The sequence below is a fragment of the Nocardioides nitrophenolicus genome (genome assembly GCF_016907515.1).
Classification (GTDB): domain Bacteria; phylum Actinomycetota; class Actinomycetes; order Propionibacteriales; family Nocardioidaceae; genus Nocardioides; species Nocardioides nitrophenolicus.
On sequence record NZ_JAFBBY010000001.1, the window covers coordinates 4,566,156 to 4,584,889 of the forward strand.

16 protein-coding genes are annotated in these 18,734 nt (G+C 73.1%); 10 read left to right on the forward strand and 6 right to left on the reverse strand.

The features are described from left to right. Window positions 1-19: 19 nt before the first annotated feature. Both JOD66_RS21975 and JOD66_RS21980 read right to left on the reverse strand, forming a co-directional pair. The gene (locus JOD66_RS21975; RefSeq protein ID WP_204838955.1) at window positions 20-958 is read right to left on the reverse strand and encodes a GDP-mannose 4,6-dehydratase; all 939 of its coding nucleotides are present in this window, start codon (window positions 956-958) and stop codon (window positions 20-22) included. Between the two features lie 3 nt (window positions 959-961). Continuing rightward, window positions 962-1,942, reverse strand: a complete 981-nt coding sequence (locus JOD66_RS21980) for a GDP-mannose 4,6-dehydratase (RefSeq protein ID WP_204838956.1) — start codon at window positions 1,940-1,942, stop codon at window positions 962-964. 154 nt (window positions 1,943-2,096) lie between these two features. Here JOD66_RS21980 and JOD66_RS21985 point away from each other — a divergent pair, with 154 nt between their 5' ends. From JOD66_RS21985 to proB, 6 genes are all read left to right on the forward strand, one after another. Next, entirely contained in the window at window positions 2,097-2,816 is a 720-nt protein-coding gene (locus JOD66_RS21985; protein WP_204838957.1) for a TIGR03936 family radical SAM-associated protein, read from the forward strand. Window positions 2,817-3,127: 311 nt separating this feature from the next. Beyond that, complete coding sequence (locus JOD66_RS21990; protein ID WP_239545381.1) at window positions 3,128-5,983, forward strand: Rne/Rng family ribonuclease; 2,856 nt, start codon at window positions 3,128-3,130, stop codon at window positions 5,981-5,983. 190 nt (window positions 5,984-6,173) lie between these two features. Then, window positions 6,174-6,476 carry a 50S ribosomal protein L21 gene (gene rplU, locus JOD66_RS21995; protein ID WP_179724571.1) on the forward strand — a complete coding sequence of 101 codons (303 nt, stop codon included), beginning with the start codon at window positions 6,174-6,176 and terminating at the stop codon, window positions 6,474-6,476. A 34-nt stretch (window positions 6,477-6,510) separates the two neighbouring features. After that, entirely contained in the window at window positions 6,511-6,765 is a 255-nt protein-coding gene (rpmA, locus tag JOD66_RS22000) for a 50S ribosomal protein L27 (RefSeq protein WP_204838959.1), read from the forward strand. Window positions 6,766-6,848: 83 nt separating this feature from the next. After that, window positions 6,849-8,411, forward strand: coding sequence for a GTPase ObgE (obgE, locus tag JOD66_RS22005; RefSeq protein WP_239545383.1), 1,563 nt, complete (start codon window positions 6,849-6,851; stop codon window positions 8,409-8,411). After that, window positions 8,404-9,522: a glutamate 5-kinase gene (gene proB / locus JOD66_RS22010; RefSeq protein WP_204838960.1), complete on the forward strand. Its 1,119-nt coding sequence runs from the start codon at window positions 8,404-8,406 to the stop codon at window positions 9,520-9,522. Before obgE ends, proB begins: the two co-directional genes overlap by 8 nt. 369 nt (window positions 9,523-9,891) lie before the next feature. Here proB and JOD66_RS22015 read toward each other — a convergent pair whose 3' ends face one another. Together JOD66_RS22015 and ppk2 are read right to left on the reverse strand one after the other, a co-directional pair. Next, a complete protein-coding gene (locus tag JOD66_RS22015; RefSeq protein WP_204838961.1) occupies window positions 9,892-10,986 on the reverse strand; it encodes an FAD-dependent monooxygenase in 1,095 nt (364 codons plus the stop codon). Between the two features lie 26 nt (window positions 10,987-11,012). Further along, on the reverse strand, window positions 11,013-11,903 hold the full coding sequence (gene ppk2 / locus JOD66_RS22020; RefSeq protein WP_204838962.1) for a polyphosphate kinase 2: 891 nt from the start codon (window positions 11,901-11,903) through the stop codon (window positions 11,013-11,015). 82 nt (window positions 11,904-11,985) lie between these two features. On the opposite strand from ppk2, the gene JOD66_RS22025 reads away from it, so the two are divergent. Genes JOD66_RS22025 through JOD66_RS22040 form a run of 4 tightly spaced genes read left to right on the forward strand, consistent with a single transcriptional unit; the run spans window position 11,986 to window position 16,400 of the window. Further along, window positions 11,986-13,161: a cysteine desulfurase family protein gene (locus tag JOD66_RS22025; protein WP_204838963.1), complete on the forward strand. Its 1,176-nt coding sequence runs from the start codon at window positions 11,986-11,988 to the stop codon at window positions 13,159-13,161. 20 nt (window positions 13,162-13,181) lie between these two features. After that, on the forward strand, window positions 13,182-14,297 hold the full coding sequence (gene mnmA / locus JOD66_RS22030; RefSeq protein ID WP_204838964.1) for a tRNA 2-thiouridine(34) synthase MnmA: 1,116 nt from the start codon (window positions 13,182-13,184) through the stop codon (window positions 14,295-14,297). Continuing rightward, a complete protein-coding gene (locus JOD66_RS22035) occupies window positions 14,294-15,313 on the forward strand; it encodes a uroporphyrinogen decarboxylase/cobalamine-independent methonine synthase family protein (protein ID WP_307823655.1) in 1,020 nt (339 codons plus the stop codon). Before mnmA ends, JOD66_RS22035 begins: the two co-directional genes overlap by 4 nt. Window positions 15,314-15,317: 4 nt before the next feature. Then, on the forward strand, window positions 15,318-16,400 hold the full coding sequence (locus tag JOD66_RS22040; RefSeq protein ID WP_204838965.1) for a hypothetical protein: 1,083 nt from the start codon (window positions 15,318-15,320) through the stop codon (window positions 16,398-16,400). A 123-nt stretch (window positions 16,401-16,523) separates the two neighbouring features. Here JOD66_RS22040 and JOD66_RS22045 read toward each other — a convergent pair whose 3' ends face one another. Both JOD66_RS22045 and JOD66_RS22050 read right to left on the reverse strand, forming a co-directional pair. Continuing rightward, window positions 16,524-18,071: an MFS transporter gene (locus JOD66_RS22045; protein ID WP_204838966.1), complete on the reverse strand. Its 1,548-nt coding sequence runs from the start codon at window positions 18,069-18,071 to the stop codon at window positions 16,524-16,526. 46 nt (window positions 18,072-18,117) lie between these two features. Further along, window positions 18,118-18,720 carry a TetR/AcrR family transcriptional regulator gene (locus JOD66_RS22050; protein ID WP_204838967.1) on the reverse strand — a complete coding sequence of 201 codons (603 nt, stop codon included), beginning with the start codon at window positions 18,718-18,720 and terminating at the stop codon, window positions 18,118-18,120. Window positions 18,721-18,734 lie beyond the last annotated feature (14 nt).

The window sequence follows — 18,734 nt, forward strand, 5'->3', positions numbered from 1 at the left end:
GTACGGTCCGTCGTTCCGCTCAGCTCTGCTGGTCGAGCCGCGCGAGGTCGGCGTCGACCATCTCGGCGACCATGTCCTCGAACGAGATCTCCGGGGCCCAGCCCAGCTCCGCGGCGGCCTTGGCCGCGTTGCCGCGCCGGTCCGGCGCATCGGTCGGTCGGAGCAGGTCGTCGTCGACCTCGACGTGATCGCGCCAGTTCTCGATGCCGACGTGGGCGAACGCCGCGGCCACGAAGTCGGCGACGCTGCGGCTGGTGCCGGTGGCGATCACGAAGTCGTCGGCGACCTCGTGTCGCGCGACCAGGCGGAGCGCGCGCACCACGTCGAGGGCGTGCCCCCAGTCGCGGCGGGCGTCGAGGTTGCCGAGCGTCAGTGGCTCGGACGAGCCGCGGGCGATCTGGGCGACCGCCTTGGTGATCCGCCGGGTGACGAAGACGTCGGGACGTCGTACGGACTCGTGGTTGAACAGGATCACCGAGCTGATCGAGACCCCGAGGTCGCGGTAGAACTGCACGGCCTCGTGCGCCACGGCCTTCGAGAGCCCGTACGGGTTGCGCGGGCGGATCGGCGTGGTCTCGTCCTGCAGGGTCACGTCCTCGGTGAAGATCTCCGAGCTGCTGGCGTGCACGATCCGGGCCTTGGGGGCGTGCTCACGCACCGCCTCGACGACCCGGACCAGACCGAGGAAGTTGATGTCCAGGGTCAGCTCGGTGGCCTCCCAGGAGCGGGCGACCGAGGACAGCCCGGCGAGGTGGTAGACCTCGTCGGGAACCACCTCGGCCACGGCGCGATCGACGTCCTCGCCCGACCGCAGGTCGACCTGCAGACGCTGGACGCCGTCGGGGATCCAGCCGTCGTCGGCGGCGAGGCCGAAGACCTCGACGCCCTCAGCGAGGAGCTGCTCCGCCAGATAGCCACCGTCCTGGCCGGTGATACCGGTGATCAGGGCGCGGGTCATCGGTCAGGACTTCTCGCTCAGCAGCTTCAGGTCGGACTCGACCATCATCTGGACGAGCTCCTGGAAGCCGACCTTGGGCTCCCAGCCCAGGGTCTCCTTGGCCTTCGCCGGGTCGCCGATGAGGAGGTCGACCTCGGCGGGACGGAAGAAGGCCTCGTTCTGCTCGACGTACGGAGCCCAGTCGGCGATGCCGACGCTGTCGAACGCGATGTCGAGGAGCTCCTTGATGGAGTGCGTCTCGCCCGTCGCGATGACGTAGTCGTCGGCGGTGGGCTGCTGCAGCATGCGCCACATCGCCTCGACGTAGTCGCCCGCGAAGCCCCAGTCGCGCTGGGCGTCGAGGTTGCCCATCACGATCTTGTCCTGCAGGCCGAGCTTGATCGACGCCACGGCGAGGGACACCTTGCGGGTCACGAACTCGGGGCCCCGGCGCGGCGACTCGTGGTTGAACAGGATGCCGCTGGAGGCGTGCATGCCGTAGGACTCGCGGTAGTTGATGGTGAGGTAGTGGCCGTAGACCTTGGAGACGCCGTACGGCGAGCGCGGCCACAGCAGGGTGGTCTCCCGCTGCGGGACCTCCTGGACGCGACCGAACATCTCGGAGGACGACGCCTGGTAGAAGCGGATCTTGGAGAGGTCGCCCTGCGACCACACGCGGATCGCCTCGAGCATGTTGAGGACGCCCTTGGCGGTGACGTCGGTGGTCAGCGCCGCCTGCTCCCAGGAGTAGGCGACGAAGCTGATCGCGCCGAGGTTGTAGACCTCGTCGGGCTGCGCCGTCTGCAGGGCGCGCAGCAGGCTGGACATGTCGGTCAGGTCGCCGGGCAGCAGGGTGACACCGGGCACCGTCCGGCTGACCAGGTCGGCCTTCGGGTTGTTCTGGCCGCGGATGAGGCCGAAGACCTCGTAGCCCTTCTCGAGCAGGAGTTCGGCGAGGTACAAGCCGTCCTGGCCGGTGATTCCGGTGATGAGGGCGCGAGGCAAGGTGGTCTCCGTTCCGTTGGGGCGTCCGAGGTGCCGGACCATGGACGCGCGGCAGTCTACGGGCCGCGCGAGTGAGCGTGAACTCGTCGCGCTCCGTCGGGGCGCCGGTCACGACGGTTCGGCCGCGGCGCGTGCGGCTCGGTAGCCTCCCCGCGTGGCTCGACAGCAACCCGAACAGCAGGCACCGCCGGTCCAGCGGATCCGGATCCGGTACGCCAAGCGCGGTCGGCTGCGCTTCACCAGCCACCGCGACGTCAGCCGCGCGATCGAGCGGGCCGTCGTCCGGGCCGGCATCCCGATGGCGTACTCCTCGGGCTTCCACCCCCACCCCCGGATCTCGTACGCCGGCGCCTCGCCGACCGGCGCCGCCAGCGAGTCGGAGTACGTCGAGCTGGGCCTGGCCGAGGTGCGGGAGCCGGGAGCCGTGGGAGCGGCGCTGGACGCCGTGCTGCCCGACGGGCTCGACGTCGTGGTCGCGGTCGACGCGGCCGCGACGACCGCCGGCTCGCTCGCGGACCTGCTCACCGCCAGCCACTGGCTGATCGACCTCGGGGGAGCGGCGCCCGAGGTGGCCCGCACCGCGGTCGAGGCGTTCTTGGCCACCGACTCGGTGACGGTCGAGCGGATGACCAAGAAGGGGCTGCGCTCCTTCGACTGCCGCGCGGCGGTGGTGCGGCTGCGGGTCACCCCGGAGGGCGACCTGGACCTCCTCCTCGAGCACACCGTGCCCGCCGTACGTCCCGACGACGTGCTCACCGGCCTGCGCGAGGTCAGCGGGCTCGAGGTCAGCGCGACCGGGCTGCTCACCCGGGTCGCCCAGGGCGTGCTGGACCGGGCCACCGAGTCGATCGGCGACCCGCTCGCGACCCGCTGACGCGCCAGGGATGCCGGCTCGGTGAGGGCCGTGTGCGATACTCGCCACAGATTTCCACCCGCGCGCGTCCCACAGGACGGCGAGCGGAGAGATCGACGACGTTCTCGCCGGACGGCAGGTGACTGACCGCCCGGCACGGTGGAGACGGACCACCGCCCGACGCGACGCATACGGCGACCGCGGCAGGCGAGGGGCCCGACTCCGGCGACGCACGACCGCGGAGGGTGTCGTCCCACGCAGGCTTGTGGTGCCGCCCCGTGCGAGCGCCGATGACACCCCGGGCGCGAACGCCCGGGTGGAGGAGTAGCGCAATGACCGACGCGCCCACCGAGATCCCGACCGAGACTCCCGCCGAGCGGGCCGAGCCGCCCGCGGAGACGGCGCAGGCCGAGCAGTCCCCGAAGGCGGAGAAGGCGGCGGCCAAGAAGCCCGCCAAGAAGGCGGCGGCCAAGAAGACCGCGGCGAAGAAGACGGCCGCGAAGAAGACCGCGGCCAAGAAGACGGCCGCGAAGAAGACCGCGGCGAAGAAGACCACCGCCAAGAAGACCACCGCGGCCAAGAAGACGACCGCCAGCCGGGCCAAGGCCAAGGCGGCCCCCGCACCCACCTCCGAGCAGCTCGAGCTCACGCCCGAGGCCGAGGCTCCCGAGGTGGCGGCCCCCGTCGTCGAGACGGCCGCGGCCCCGGCGACCGCGCTGCTGTTCCAGCCGCCGGTCGCGCCCGTCGAGGAGCCCGCCGCCGAGGAGGAGCCGGCCGAGGAGGAGCCCGCCGCCGAGGAGGCGCCGGCTGAGGAGCCCGCCGCCCCGGAGGAGCCGGCCGAGGAGCCGGCCGCCGAGGAGCCGGCCGCCGAGGAGCCGGCCGCCGAGAAGTCGGACGAGGAGACCGAGGACACCGACGACACCGACGACACCGAGGGCGACGAGTCCGGCTCGGGCACCGGCGCCGCGCGCCGCCGTCGCCGCCGTGGCGGCCGGCGCCGCCGCAAGCCCGCCGCCGAGGGCGAGGACGCCACCGAGGGATCCGACGCCGACGGCGCCGAGTCCGACCAGGACGCCCAGCCCGCCGAGGGCGAGCAGTCGGCGGCCGAGGGCGACGACAGTGAGGACAGCGACGGCGCGGGCTCCGGCGGCTCTCCCTCGTCGCGCCGGCGTCGGCGCCGCCGTCGGGCCGGTGAGGGCGGCGGCGACAACGAGGGCGACGACCCCGAGAACACCGTCACCCGGGTCCGCAAGGCACGCACGTCCGAGGACGAGATCACCTCGATCTCCGGCTCGACCCGCCTCGAGGCCAAGAAGCAGCGCCGGCGCGAGGGCCGCGAGGCCGGCCGCCGACGTGCGCCGATCGTGAGCGAGGCCGAGTTCCTGGCCCGCCGCGAGTCGGTCGAGCGGGTGATGGCGGTCCGGCAGCGCAAGGACCTGACCCAGATCGCCGTCCTCGAGGACAAGGTGCTCGTCGAGCACTACGTCGCGCGCGAGTCGCAGACCTCGCTCATCGGCAACGTCTACCTCGGCCGGGTCCAGAACGTGCTGCCCTCGATGGAGGCCGCGTTCATCGACATCGGCAAGGGCCGCAACGCCGTGCTGTACGCCGGCGAGGTCAACTGGTCCGCGCTGGGCCACAAGGACGGCGAGCCGCGCAAGATCGAGTCGGTCCTGCAGTCCGGCCAGACGGTGCTGGTGCAGGTCACCAAGGACCCGATCGGCCACAAGGGAGCCCGGCTCACCAGCCAGGTCAGCCTCGCGGGCCGGTTCCTGGTCTACGTGCCCGACGGCACCACCTCCGGCATCTCCCGCAAGCTGCCCGACACCGAGCGCTCGCGGCTCAAGACCCTGCTCAAGGAGATCGTCCCCGACACCGCTGGCGTGATCGTGCGCACCGCCGCCGAGGGCGCCTCGGAGGAGGAGCTGACCCGCGACGTCGAGCGGCTCAAGGCGCGCTGGGAGGACATCGAGGGCAAGGTCGCCAAGGGCAACGCCCCCCAGCTGCTCTACGGCGAGCCGGACCTCACCCTCAAGGTGGTCCGTGACCTGTTCACCGAGGACTTCGCCAAGCTCGTCGTCCAGGGCGACGACGCCTGGTCGATGGTCAAGGACTACGTCGAGCAGGTCGCCCCCGACCTCATCGAGCGTCTCGAGCACCACCAGCCGGGTGACGGCGCGCCGGACCTGTTCTCGACGTACCGCATCGACGAGCAGATCGCCAAGGGCCTGGACCGCAAGGTCTGGCTGCCCTCCGGCGGCTCGCTGATCATCGACCGCACCGAGGCGATGACCGTCGTCGACGTCAACACCGGCAAGTTCACCGGCTCCGGCGGAAACCTCGAGGAGACCGTCACCAAGAACAACCTCGAGGCCGCCGAGGAGATCGTCCGCCAGCTCCGGCTGCGCGACATCGGCGGCATCATCGTCGTCGACTTCATCGACATGGTGCTCGAGTCCAACCGCGACCTCGTGCTGCGCAGGCTGGTGGAGTGCCTGGGCCGCGACCGGACCCGCCACCAGGTCGCCGAGGTCACCTCGCTGGGCCTGGTCCAGATGACCCGCAAGCGGATCGGCACCGGTCTGCTCGAGGCGTTCAGCGAGAACTGCAGTCACTGCCAGGGCCGCGGCATCGTGGTCCACGACCTCCCGGTCGAGCCCAAACGCGGGGGAGGGGAGCAGCAGGAGGAGTCCCGCCGCACCAGCCGCCGCCGCAAGGGCAAGGGCGGCGCGTCGGCCGAGGCTCCGGCTGAGACGCCCAAGGCGGTTCCGTCGCCGAAGGACATCGCCGCGATGGCCAAGCCGGCCGACCACGAGCACGAGCCCGAGGCCCCGGTCGTCGACGAGGTGGTCGAGGACACCCCGGTCGTGGAGACCCCGGTCGTCGAGCCGCCGGCGGCCGCGCCCGAGCCGACGCCGGAGCCCGAGCCGACGCCCGAGCCGGAGCCCGAGCCGACGCCCGAGCCGGAGCCCGAGCCGGAGCCCGCGCCCGAGCCCGCACCCGTGGCCACCACGACCGTGGTGACCCGGACCCGCCGGCGCGCGGCCACCCGCCCCGCGGGTCCGCCGACCGAGGCCCCCGAGCCGGCTCCGGAGCCGGCCGCGGAGACCGGGGCGGACGCCGAGGCCGAGGAGCCGCACGTCGAGCACGTCCCGATCAAGCGCAAGGGCGGCTCGCGCAAGCGCTAGCCGCCGTGCGGCCGGGTCGGAGGCCCCGTTTTGGCGGATTCCGACCCGGCTGCGTAACATTGTTCGTCGGTGCGCCGCCGAGGCGTTCCGTTCTGCTGGCACCCGGCATCTCGCGAGGCGTAGCGATCGCGACGCGGGAGGATCCGCAGTGTGCCGTAGACCCAGACGTTGAACCAGAAGGAGCCCGGTGGTGTACGCGATCGTGCGCGCAGGCGCGAAGCAGGAGAAGGTCGCTGTCGGCGACGTCATCGAGATCGACAAGGTCTCCACGCCGGTCGGCGACACCCTGACCCTGCCGGTCGTGCTCGCCGTCGACGGCGACAAGGTGACGGCCACCGGCCTCGACAAGGCGGCCGTGACGGTCGAGGTCCTCGGTGCCGCCAAGGGCCCGAAGATCGTCATCCAGAAGTACAAGAACAAGACCGGCTACAAGAAGCGCCAGGGTCACCGCCAGAAGTACACCCAGGTCAAGGTCACCGACATCAAGCTCTGACCCCCGGTCAGCACGACACCCCAAGGACTGAAACATGGCACACAAGAAGGGCGCGGCGTCCACCAAGAACGGCCGCGACTCCAACGCCCAGCGCCTCGGCGTGAAGCGCTTCGGCGGCCAGCTGGTCAACGCCGGCGAGATCATCGTCCGCCAGCGTGGCACCCACTTCCACCCGGGCTCCGGCGTCGGCCGTGGCGGCGACGACACGCTGTTCGCGCTGATCCCCGGTGCGGTCGAGTTCGGCCGGAAGCGCGGCCGCAAGGTCGTCAACATCGTCCCGGGTGAGTGAGCGACGCTCACTCCGACCTGAGGCTTCGAAGGGCGTCCCGGTTCGGGGCGCCCTTCGCCCATTTCTACTGAAAGACTGATCCCATGGCCGTGCCCACCTTCGTCGACCGCGTGGTCCTGTCCGTGTCCGCCGGCCGCGGCGGCAACGGCGTCGCGTCCGTGCACCGCGAGAAGTTCAAGCCGCTCGGCGGTCCCGACGGTGGCAACGGCGGTCCGGGTGGCTCGGTCATCCTGCGTGTCGACCCCGACGTGACGACGCTGCTCGACTACCACCACAGCCCGCGCCGCAAGGCAGAGCACGGCGGCCACGGCGCCGGTGACCGGCGCAACGGATCCCACGGCGCCGACCTGGTGCTCGCCGTACCCGCGGGCACGGTCGTCAAGCAGCGCAACGGCGAGATGATCGCCGACCTGGTGACGCCCGGCGCCGAGCTGGTGGTCGCCCAGGGCGGCCGCGGCGGCCTCGGCAACGCCGCGCTGGCGTCCAAGACCCGCAAGGCGCCCGGGTTCGCGCTGCTGGGCGAGCCGGGTGACGAGCTGGAGGTGGTCCTCGAGCTCAAGGTGGTCGCCGACGTCGGCCTGGTCGGCTACCCCAGCGCCGGCAAGTCCAGCCTGATCGCCGCGATCTCGCGGGCCCGGCCGAAGATCGCCGACTACCCGTTCACCACGCTGGTCCCCAATCTCGGCGTGGTCACCGCCGGCGAGACCGTGTTCACCGTCGCCGACGTGCCCGGCCTGATCGAGGGAGCGGCCGAGGGCCGCGGGCTGGGCCACGACTTCCTGCGCCACATCGAGCGCTGCGCGGCGATCGTCCACGTCCTCGACACCGCCACCCTCGAGCCGGGCCGCAACCCGCTCGACGACCTCGACGTGATCGAGGACGAGCTGCGCCGCTACGGCGGCCTCGACGACCGGCCGCGCCTGGTCGCGCTCAACAAGGTGGACGTGCCCGACGGCCGCGGCATCGCCGAGCTGGTCGTCGAGGAGCTGCGCGAGCGCGGCCTGCGGGTCTTCGAGATCTCCGCGGTGTCCGGCGAGGGCACCCGCGAGCTGATCTACGCGATGGCCGAGATCGTGCTCGAGGCCCGCCGCGCCAAGGCGACCGAGATCCCGGCGCGGATCGTCGTACGCCCCAAGGCGGTCGACGACGACGGCTTCACCGTCAAGCGCACCGGCGCCGGCTGGCGGGTGCGGGGGGCGAAGCCCGAGCGCTGGGTGCGCCAGACCGACTTCAGCAACGACGAGGCGGTCGGCTACCTCGCCGACCGGCTCAACCGGCTCGGCGTCGAGACCAAGCTGCTGGAGCTCGGCGCGGAGGAGGGCGACGCCGTCCTCATCGGGCCGACCGAGAACGCCGTCGTCTTCGACTTCAAGCCCGGCATCGACGCCGGCGCCGAGAACCTGTCGCGCCGTGGCGAGGACGACCGCTTCCACGCCGAGCGGCCCGCCGCGGCCCGGCGTCGCGAGATCCAGGAGCACATGGACGAGCGGGCCGAGGGCGAGACCCGCGCAGACGTCGCGCGCCGCATCGACCAGCCGGAGGCCTACGGTCCGAGCTCCTTCGAGATCGGCTCCGAGGAGGACCCCGACGCGAAGCCGGCGCCGAGCTTCGACGACGACTGGCTGGAGGACGACCCCGGTGAGTGAGCGGGCCCTGGTGACCGGGGCGCGCCGGATCGTGGTCAAGGTCGGCTCGTCGTCGCTGACCACGGCCGCGGGCGGCATCGCTCCGGAGCGGATGAGTGCCCTGGTCGACGTCCTCGCCGCCGCCCGGGCGCGGGGCGCGGAGGTGGTCCTGGTGTCCTCCGGCGCGATCGCCGCCGGCCTGGCTCCGCTGGGCCTGCGCAGGCGCCCGCGCGGCCTGGCCGCCCAGCAGGCCGCCGCCAGCGTCGGCCAGGGGCTGCTGGTGCACCGCTACACCGAGGAGCTCGCCCGCCACGGCCTGATCGCCGGGCAGGTGCTGCTCACGCTCGACGACGTCACCCGGCGCTCCCACTACCGCAACGCCCACCAGACCTTCGCCCAGCTCCTCGAGCTCGGTGTGATCCCGATCGTCAACGAGAACGACACGGTCGCGACCACCGAGATCCGGTTCGGCGACAACGACCGGCTGGCGGCCCTGGTCGCCCACCTGGTCCATGCCGACCTGCTGGTGCTCCTGTCCGACGTCGACGGCCTGTACGACGGCCCGCCCAGCCGACCCGGCGCGCGGCTGATCCCCGACGTGCACGGCTCGGCCGACCTCGCCGACGTCGTCGTCGGCTCCGTGGGCGCCGCCGGGGTCGGCACCGGCGGCATGGTGACCAAGGTCGACGCCGCCGCGATCGCCACCGGCTCCGGCATCCCGGTGGTGCTGACCTCCGCGGACCGTGCGGGGGAGGCGCTGGCGGGGAAGCCGGTCGGGACGCTGTTCCATCCCACCGGCAAGCGCCGGCCCACCCGGCTGCTCTGGCTGCGCCACGCCACCGAGGCCAAGGGCGCACTGGTGCTCGACGCCGGTGCGGTCCGCGCGGTGGTCGAGCGACGGGCCTCGCTCCTCGCGGCGGGTGTGACCGGCGTCCAGGGCGACTTCAGCGCGGGCGACCCGGTCGACCTGCTCGACCCCGACGGAGCCGTCGTGGCCCGCGGCCTGGTCAACTTCGACGCCGCCGAGGTGCCGAACCTGCTCGGGCGCTCGTCGAAGGAACTCAAGCGCGAGCTCGGCGCGGCGTACGAGCGCGAGATCATCCACCGCGACGACCTGGTGGTGCTCACCTGACACCCGCGGTCGTCGGGTGGCCCGGCGCTGGGTGGGGGGAGCGGATGGGTCTGCTTCGCGCTGTAACACGCAGTTCGCTGCTGTTCCGGACCCGGGACGTCGCGAAACGGTGTCTGTACGGGTCCGGGACATACGACCGAGGTCGGGTAGGCCGGCGGACAACGTGTTACAGCGCCTCCCGACGCATCCATCCGGTGGGCGGGTCCGTTCGGCGCTGTAACACGCAGTTCGCTGCTGTTCCGGACCCAGGACGTCGCGAAACGGTGTCCGTACGGGTCCGGGACATACGACCGACGTCCGGTAGGCCGGCGGACAACGTGTTACAGCGGTTCCCGACCAGCCCCAGCCCACCCCACCACGAGGCCCTGGTCACCCTCGCAGCGCGCGCCGCACCCATCGGTCGGGCACGAGCGCCGAGAGCCGGTGTACGACGGCCGGTGCGTCGACGAGCAGGCTGGCCGCGCGGGAGGCCCGGACCACGCGTTCGGTGGGGCGGCGGCGGTGCCGCTCGAACGCCGCGAAGGCGGCTGCCGGCCGACCTGCCGGCGTCCCCGGTACGCCGAGCAGCCCGGCCAGCAGTGCCGCGTCGACCAGCGCCTGACCGCCGCCCTGGCCGAGGTGGGGGCGCATCGGGTGCGCGGCGTCGCCCAGCACCACCACCGGGCCGTCGGTCCAGCGGCGCAGCCGCTCGCGGTCGAGGACGTCGACCCGGCTGACCGTCGCCGGGTCGGTCGCGGCCAGCACCCGGGCGACCGGGTCCGGCCAGTCCCGGAACGCCCGGGCCAGGTGGGCGAGCTGGTCCGGCGCGGTGCCGTGGCCGGTGGCGCCGGCGGGCTCGCGGGCGGTGGCGAACCAGTAGGCCAGGTCCGCGCCCAGCGGCACCACCCCGAGCTCCTGACGCTCACCCCACAGCTGCACTGCGGTCAGTCCCGGGGCGGTGGTCAGGCCGCGCCAGGCGGGATAGCCGGCGTACCGCTCCCGCAGGCCGGGCTGCAGGGTGCGCGCCACCCGCGACCGGAAGCCGTCGGCGCCGACCAGGGCCGCGGCGTCGAGGGGCCTGGTGGACGTCTGCACCCGGACGCCCGCCCCGGCTCGCTGGTAGCCGGTGACCGCGCACCCGAAGGTCACGCTGCCCGGCGCCAGGCCGGCGTACAGCAGCTCGACGAGCACCCCGCGGCGGACGGCGAGCAGCGGCAGGTCGAGCGTGCGGAGCACCCGGCCGGAGCGGGTGCGGACCGTCCCGGGGCCGACGGGGTGGCCGGCGGCGCGCACGGCGGCGCCGATGCCGATCCGGTCCAGCGCGGCCAGGGCCTGCGGCCAGAGGGTGATCGCGCCGCCGGTGCTGCCGAGGGCCGGTCGCTCGTCGAGCAGCCGGCACGACCACGCCGAGCCGGCGTGCCGCAGCGCGGCCGCGAGGGCGAGCCCGGCGATGCCGGCCCCGGCGATCACCAGCTCCTCGCTCACCCGGCCACGGTAGCGGCCGGAGCCGCTCAGTCGCCGACCGCGTCGATCCCGCGCCGGACGATCAGCGGGTCGGGAGCGCCCACGATGCCGGCGTCCCTGCCGTCGTAGTCGAACCGGGACAGGAAGTGCCGCATCGCGTTGATCCGGGCCCGCTTCTTGTCGTTGGACTTGACCGTCGTCCACGGCGCCACGTCGGTGTCGGTGCGGCGGATCATCGCCTCCTTGGCCTCGGTGTAGGCCTCCCACCGGTCGAGGGACTCCAGGTCCATGGGGGACAGCTTCCACTGCCGGACCGGGTCGACCTGGCGGATGATGAAGCGGGTGCGCTGCTCCGAGCGGGTCACCGAGAACCAGTACTTGGTGAGCGTGATGCCGGACTCGACGAGCATCGCCTCGAAGGAGGGCACCTGCCGCATGAAGGTCTCGTACTCGTCGGGCGAGCAGAAGCCCATCACCCGCTCGACGACGGCGCGGTTGTACCAGCTGCGGTCGAACAGGGCCATCTCGCCGGCGGTCGGGAGGTGCTGGACGTAGCGCTGGAAGTACCACTGCCCGGCCTCGCGGTCGCTCGGCTTGGTCAGCGCGACCACGCGCGCGTGGCGGGGGTTGAGGTGCTCCATGAACCTCTTGATGGTGCCGCCCTTGCCGGCGGCGTCGCGGCCCTCGAAGACCAGCACGTGCTTGGAGCCACGGGCCTGGGCCCACGCCTGGAACTTGAGCAGCTCGACCTGGAGCAGGTACTTCTGCTCGTCGTACTCCTCGCGCTGGAGCCGCTCGTCGTAGGGGTAGTTCTCCCGCCAGGTGTCGACCGCCCGGCCGACCGGGTCGATGAGCACCGGGTCGTCGTCGTGGTCGTCGCCGATGGTGTGGCCCTCGACGCCGAGGCGGTCGATGTAGGCACGGACGTCCTGCAGCATGGCTGGAGGCTAGGGAGCCGGCGTGAACGGAAGGTGACCGTGAGCTGGCCCGCCACGACCGGAGGCTAATCTTGGAGGCGCCATGAACGACGCCCGCACGGTCTACCTCGACCACGCCGCGACGACGCCGATGACCGACGTCGCGGTGGAGGCGATGACCGCCCACCTGCGCGAGGTCGGCAACGCCAGCTCGCTGCACGCGTCCGGCCGCCGGGCCCGTCGGGTCGTCGAGGAGTCGCGCGAGACCGTGGCGCAGGCCCTGGGCTGCCGTCCCGGCGAGGTGGTGTTCACCTCCGGCGGCACCGAGGCCGACAACCTCGCCGTCAAGGGGCTGTACTGGTCGCGCCGCGACGCCGACCCCCGCCGGGTGCGGATCCTCGCGACCGCCGTCGAGCACCACGCCGTGCTCGACGCGCTGGCGTGGCTCGAGGAGCACGAAGGCGCCGAGGTCGAGCTGCTGCCCGTCGACGAGCTGGGCCGGCTCGACGTCGCCGCGCTGCGAGCGGCGATCGAGCGTGACCCCGCGTCGATCGCGCTGGTCACGGTGATGTGGGCCAACAACGAGGTCGGCACCCTCCAGCCGATCGGCGACGTCGTCGCCCTCGCGCACCCCCACGGCATCCCCGTCCACACCGACGCCGTCCAGGCGGTCGGCGCGACCCCCGTCGACTTCGCGGCCTCCGGCGTCGACGCGCTCTCGCTGTCCGGACACAAGGTCGGCGGGCCCCAGGGCGTCGGCGCGCTCGTCGTACGCCGGGAGGTCGAGCTGGCCGCGCTCGTCCACGGCGGCGGGCAGGAGCGCGACGTGCGCAGCGGCACCCTCGACGTCCCGGCGATCGCGGGCTTCGCCGCCGCGGTCGAGCTCGCGGTCAAGCAGCAGAGCGAGCACGCCGCCCGGCTCACGGCTCTGCGCGACGACCTGGTCGCCGCCGTACGACGGGCGGTGCCGGACGCCGTGCTCAACGGCGACCCGGTCGACCGACTGCCCGGCAACGCCCACCTCAGCTTCCCGGGCTGCGAGGGCGACTCGCTGCTGATGCTGCTCGACGCCCGCGGCATCGAGTGCTCGACCGGATCGGCCTGCTCGGCCGGCGTGCCCCAGCCCTCCCACGTGCTGCTGGCGATGGGCCGCACGAGCGACGGCGCCCGCAGCTCCCTGCGGTTCAGCCTGGGCCACACCAGCACGTCCGCCGACGTCGAGGCGGTCGGCGAGGCGATCGCCGCCTGCGTCGAGCGGGCCCGCGCGGCTCGTGCCTGACGTCCGGAGGTGAGCAGCCGATGAAGGTCGTCGCCGCCATGTCGGGCGGAGTGGACTCCGCGGTGGCCGCCGCGCGCGCCGCCGAGGCCGGCCACGAGGTCACCGGCATCCACCTGGCCCTCTCGCGCAACCCGAAGTCGTACCGCACCGGTGCCCGCGGCTGCTGCACCATCGAGGACGCCAACGACGCCCGCCGCGCGGCCGACGTGATCGGCATCCCGTTCTACGTCTGGGACCTCTCCGACCGCTTCCACGCCGACGTGGTCGAGGACTTCATGGACACCTACGCGGCCGGGCAGACGCCCAACCCCTGCCTGCGCTGCAACGAGCGGATCAAGTTCGCCGCGGTCCTCGACCGGGCGCTCGCGCTGGGCTTCGACTCCGTCGCGACCGGGCACTACGCGACGGTCCGGACGTCGGCCGGTGGCGACGTCGAGCTGCACCGGGCGGTCGACGGGGCCAAGGACCAGTCCTATGTGCTCGGGGTGCTCGACGAGCAGCAGCTGCGGCACTCGCTCTTCCCGCTCGGCGACACGCCCAAGCCGCAGGTGCGGGCCGAGGCGGCCGCGCGTGGGCTGCTGGTCGCCGACAAGCCCGACAGCCACGACATCTGCTTCGTCGCCGACGGCGACAGCACCGGCTGGCTGCGCGAGAAGCTCGGCGACCGCGCGCCCAACCACGGCGGCGAGATCGTCGACGACGTCACCGGGGCGGTGCTCGGCGAGCACACCGGGACCTACGGGTTCACGATCGGGCAGCGCAAGGGGCTGCGGCTCGGGCATCCCGCCGCCGACGGCCGGCCGCGCTACGTCCTCGACATCGAGCCGGTCTCGGGCACGGTGACCGTCGGGCCGCGCGAGCGGCTCGCGGTCGACCGGGTCGAGGGCGACCGGGTGCGCTGGTGCGGCCGTCCGCTCGACGCCGGCAGCGTCCTCGACGGCCCCGGGGTGACGGTCCAGCTGCGCGCCCACGGCGCCGAGCACCGCGCGGTCGTCCGTGTCGGCGCCGACACGCTGGACGTCGACCTGCTCGAGCACGCCGAGGGGATCGCGCCCGGCCAGGCCGTCGTCGTCTACGACGGCACCCGGGTCGTCGGCTCCGCCGCGATCACCCGCACCCGGCGGGTGGCGGCGTGAGCGGCGGCGTGAGGGGCACCGGCGTCGGCTCCTTCCCGGGCGACACCCAGCGCGACTACGACGAGGCGCTGTCCGTGGTGCTCGGCGAGCTCGCCTCCGACGAGCACGGGCTGGCCTTCGTGCCCGAGGTGCCCGGCCGCGGCGCCGGAGCCGCGCTGACCGGCCGCACCCTGGGCCTGGTCACCGAGCTCGACGCCGACCTGCAGCCCGAGGGCTGGCGGCTCACCGGCACCTCCGGCGCGCCGGCGCTCGACCAGCGCCGCGCGCGCAGCCTGCTCGCCCAGGACCTCGACGCGCTGGAGGAGCGGGCCGCCGGGCACGCCGGGCCGGTCAAGGTGCAGGTCGCCGGTCCGTGGACCCTCGCCGCCACCGTCGAGCGCCCGCGGGGCGACAAGCTGCTCGCCGACCACGGTGCCCGCCGCGAGCTCGCCCAGGCGCTCGCCGTCGCGGTGGGCGACCACCTGGCCGACGTCCGCCGCCGGCTGCCGGACGCCGCCGAGCTGGTGCTCCAGCTCGACGAACCGGCGCTGCCCGCGGTGCTGGCGGCCGGCGTACCGACGGCGTCGGGGTTCGGCAAGCACCGCGCCGTCCATCCGCCCGAGGCGAGCGAGGCACTGGGCTGGGTGCTCGCCGCGGCCGCCGACGCGGGTGCGACGCCGTGGGTGCACTGCTGCGCGGCCGACGCGCCGATCGCGCTGCTCCGCGGCGCCGGCGCGCGGGGCGTGCTGGTCGACCTCGACCAGCTCGACGCCGACGGTCACGACGCCGCGGCCGAGGCGCTGGAGGCGGGCGACACCATCGGACTCGGCGTGGTGCCGACGACCGGACCGCTGCCCGGCGACAAGGCGCTCGTGGAGCGGGGGCTGCGCTGGCTGGACCTGCTGGGCCTCGACCCGGAGCGGGCCGGCGCCGGCCTGGTGGTCACGCCCACCTGCGGACTCGCCGGCAGCTCCGCCGCCGACGCCCGCCGCGCGCTCGAGCTGGCCCGACGGGTTGCGAGCGCTCTGTCAGGCTGATCGGGTGATCAGCACTCGGGGCTTCCTGCTCAAGAGCCTGGCCGCCGCACTCGTCGTGCTCGGCGTGCTCGTGGCCGTCACCGCGCTCGGCCGCTGGCTCTCCGGCTCCGACGACGGTCCCGACGGCGGTCCCGACGGCGGCCCGGCGCCCGCGACCAAGAAGGCGATCGCGGCCGTGGCCGTCGACGTCCTCGACCTGCGCGTCACGTCCTTCGAGGTGAACCCCTCCTACGACACGCCGGACCCGCTGGGCGTCGAGATCCGCTTCCGGCCGCCGGGGGAGGAGGGCGACTCCCACTATCTCCACGTCGGGGTGCGGCCGGAGGGGCAGGCAGAGGAGTGCAGGGAGTACTACGAGTGCGCCGACTGGGAGGACCACGGCGGCCGGTTCCACCTGTCCTGGCAGGAGGAGCAGCCCGAGGAGGATCCCGGCATCCTCACCCTGACCTTCCGCGTCGCGGGGGAGGAGCGCAGCGTCACCTACGCCGGCGAGCAGCTCACCGGCGACCCGCGGGAGCAGGAGCTGCCGCTCAGCGTCGAGGGCGACCTGGTGCGGCTGCTCACCGACGACCGCCTCTCCGCGACCACCACCCGGGCGATGGTCGAGGCCGACCTGCCGAAGTGGCCGGAGGACGACACGGCCGGTGACCCGGTCCCGACCACGCCCGAGATCGTCGCGCAGTGGATGGTCGAGGACGGGGTGCGCGAGGTCGCGGACCAGCGCCCCGCCGACACCGGCGCGTACGGCGACGGCGCGGTCGGCGCCGAGCTGGCCGCGCGCGACCACACGACGAGCGTGGTGCTGGTGCCGAAGGACAGCCCGACGGTGCCGACCTGCGGTGCGGACTGGCACTGCGAGACCCGGCGCGACGTCGTACGGGGCTGGCAGCCGGGCGTCGCGATCGCCATCCGCCGGACCCCCGACGCCGTCGTACTGGTCACCGTCCGCGCCGACGGCATCGACGGGCCGGTCGGTCGGCGTTCCGGTGGTGCGGCCGCGGCCGACTATCTGGCCCTGGCGGACGGCTTCGCCGCGTTCACGCTGACCACGACCAAGGAGTTCGCCGCCGGCGTCCCGGCCTGGTGATTCCGCCGACCCGGCGCGAACTGGCTCCGGAAATGCGCCGACCCGGCGTGAAGTGGCTCGAAAAAAGCACCGACCCGGCGCAAAAGTGGCACTTTTGCGCCGGGTCGGCGGGGGAGGCCGGGGTCAGCCGACGTGGACCCCCTCGGGTACGTCGCCCGCGAGCTCGGTGTGCTTGACGTTCAGCAGCAGCCACACGATCAGCGAGGCGGCCCACATCATGAACGCGCCGACCAGGAAGGCGTGGGTGGCGCCGTCGGCGAAGGCCATCGGGCCGTTGAGCTGGCTGGTCGGGTTGGCCGTCATCAGCTCACCCAGCTTCGAGGTGGTGAAGTGCGCGGCCACGGCCGAGAGGGTGGCCAGACCGAGCGCGCCGCCGACCTGCTGCATGGTGTTGAGGACACCCGAGCCGATGCCGGCGTCCTGGGTGCGCACGCCGTGGACGGCGACCAGCGTCATCGGGACGAAGGTCAGGCCCATGCCGAGTGACATGAGAACGATGTACGGCGCGATGTCGGTCCAGTAGTTCACCGAGCCGAACTCGAGGCGGGAGAACATGAACAGCGCGAACCCGGCGATCAGGGTGCCGGTGCCGGAGAGGAAGCGCGGGTCCATCTTGGCGATCAGCTTGGACGACAGGGTCGCTCCGAACACCATGCCGACGCAGAACGGCAGGAACGCGAAGCCGGCCTTGAGCGGCGAGTAGCCCATGATGTTCTGGACGTAGAGCGAGAGGAAGAAGAACATCGCGAACATCGCGGCCGGCGTGATCATCATCGACACGAAGGCCACCGCGCGGGTGCGGCTGGCGAAGATCGACAGCGGCATGAGCGGGCTCTTCACCCGGGTCTCGGCGAAGACGAACGCGATCAGCGCGACGACGCCGAGGGCGATGGCGGTCAGTGCGAGCGGGTCGCCCCAGCCGTAGCTGGTGCCGTTCGGGTTGACCGCGGAGATCGTGTCGGGGTCGACGTTGCTGGTGCGGGTGATGCCGTAGACCAGCGCGAGCAGGCCGCCGGTGCCGAGCACGGCGCCGGGCAGGTCGAGGGTGCCGGCGTGGTGGTCGGTGTCGGGCAGCAGCCGCGGGGCGAAGAACGCCGCGCCGAGGCCGATCGGGACGTTGATCAGGAAGGTCAGCCGCCAGCCCCAGTTCGGGTCGAGGTCGGTCAGCCAGCCACCGAGGATCAGGCCGATCGCGGCGCCGACGCCGGACATCATGGCGAAGACGGAGAACGCCCGGTTGCGGGCCGGGCCGGCCGGGAAGGTCGTGGTGATCAGGGCCAGCGCGGTCGGCGAGGCGAGCGCGGCGCCGAGGCCCTGGAGGCCCCGCGAGCCGAGCAGCATGGCCTCGTTCTGGGCGATGCCGCCGAGGGCGGAGGCGACGGCGAACAGCGCGACGCCGATCATGAAGACCCGGCGGCGACCGTAGAGGTCACCGAGGCGGCCGCCGAGCAGCAGCAGGCCGCCGAAGGCGAGCGCGTAGCCGGTGACGACCCACGACAGGTTGGAGGCGTCGATCTTGAGGTCGGTGCCGATGTAGGGCAGGGCGATGTTGGCGATGGTGCTGTCGAGCACCACCATCAGCTGCGCCACGCAGATGAGGACGAGCGCCCAGCCCAGATGCTTCGAGCCGGGGGCGGCCTGCTCCTTCTCGGGCAGGTCGGAGGCGGTCATTTCGGCCACAGTGCTTCCTTGGATGTGAGGAGTTGTGTGAGAACGGTCAGCCGCGGGTGGCGGCCGGGAGGATGACCTGGTCGACGACGCGGGCGATCAGGTCGGGAGTCGGCTGGTCGCCGATGAGGAACATGCGGTGGAGCACGATCCCGGGCAGGGCGGCGGAGAGGATCTCGAGGTCGAGGCCGTCGCGGAGCTCGCCCCGCTGGTGGGCCCGCTCGTAGATCTGCTGGGCGATGGCCACCTTGGGGGCGATGAACCGCTCCCGGAACGCGGCGGCGAACTCGGCGTCGCGTCCGATCGCGGTGACCACGCTCCCGAGGATGGCGGTCTGGTGCTCGTCGGTGAGCCCACCCGGCGCGCAGAACACGCTGAGCAGGTCTCCGCGCAGGCTGCCCGTGTCTCGGGGCAGCTCCAACGGTGTCTTCTGGGACATGAGCGCGTCGATGACGAGCGCGGCCTTGCCGTCCCACTTGCGGTAGAGCGTGGCCTTCGACGCCTTGGCCTTCGTGGCGACCGCGTCCATGGTGAGGCGGTCGTACCCGACGTCGACCAGCACGGCCAGCGTCGCGTCGAGGATCTCCTGCTCCCGGTCGCCCTCCACACGGGGTCGGGTCGGCGCCTCACGGCGGCTGCGACGGGGGACCATAGATGAAACGGTAC

Bases quoted from the DNA above. Each gene is read 5' to 3' on its own strand.
- JOD66_RS21990 (WP_239545381.1), top strand. From the start codon at position 3,128: ATGACCGACGCGCCCACCGAGATCCCGACCGAGACTCCCGCCGAGCGG.
- JOD66_RS22050 (WP_204838967.1), bottom strand. From the start codon at position 18,720: ATGGTCCCCCGTCGCAGCCGCCGTGAGGCGCCGACCCGACCCCGTGTG.
- JOD66_RS22045 (WP_204838966.1), bottom strand. From the start codon at position 18,071: ATGACCGCCTCCGACCTGCCCGAGAAGGAGCAGGCCGCCCCCGGCTCG.
- rpmA (WP_204838959.1), top strand. From the start codon at position 6,511: ATGGCACACAAGAAGGGCGCGGCGTCCACCAAGAACGGCCGCGACTCC.
- ppk2 (WP_204838962.1), bottom strand. From the start codon at position 11,903: ATGCTGCAGGACGTCCGTGCCTACATCGACCGCCTCGGCGTCGAGGGC.
- JOD66_RS21975 (WP_204838955.1), bottom strand. From the start codon at position 958: ATGACCCGCGCCCTGATCACCGGTATCACCGGCCAGGACGGTGGCTAT.
- JOD66_RS22025 (WP_204838963.1), top strand. From the start codon at position 11,986: ATGAACGACGCCCGCACGGTCTACCTCGACCACGCCGCGACGACGCCG.
- mnmA (WP_204838964.1), top strand. From the start codon at position 13,182: ATGAAGGTCGTCGCCGCCATGTCGGGCGGAGTGGACTCCGCGGTGGCC.
- obgE (WP_239545383.1), top strand. From the start codon at position 6,849: ATGGCCGTGCCCACCTTCGTCGACCGCGTGGTCCTGTCCGTGTCCGCC.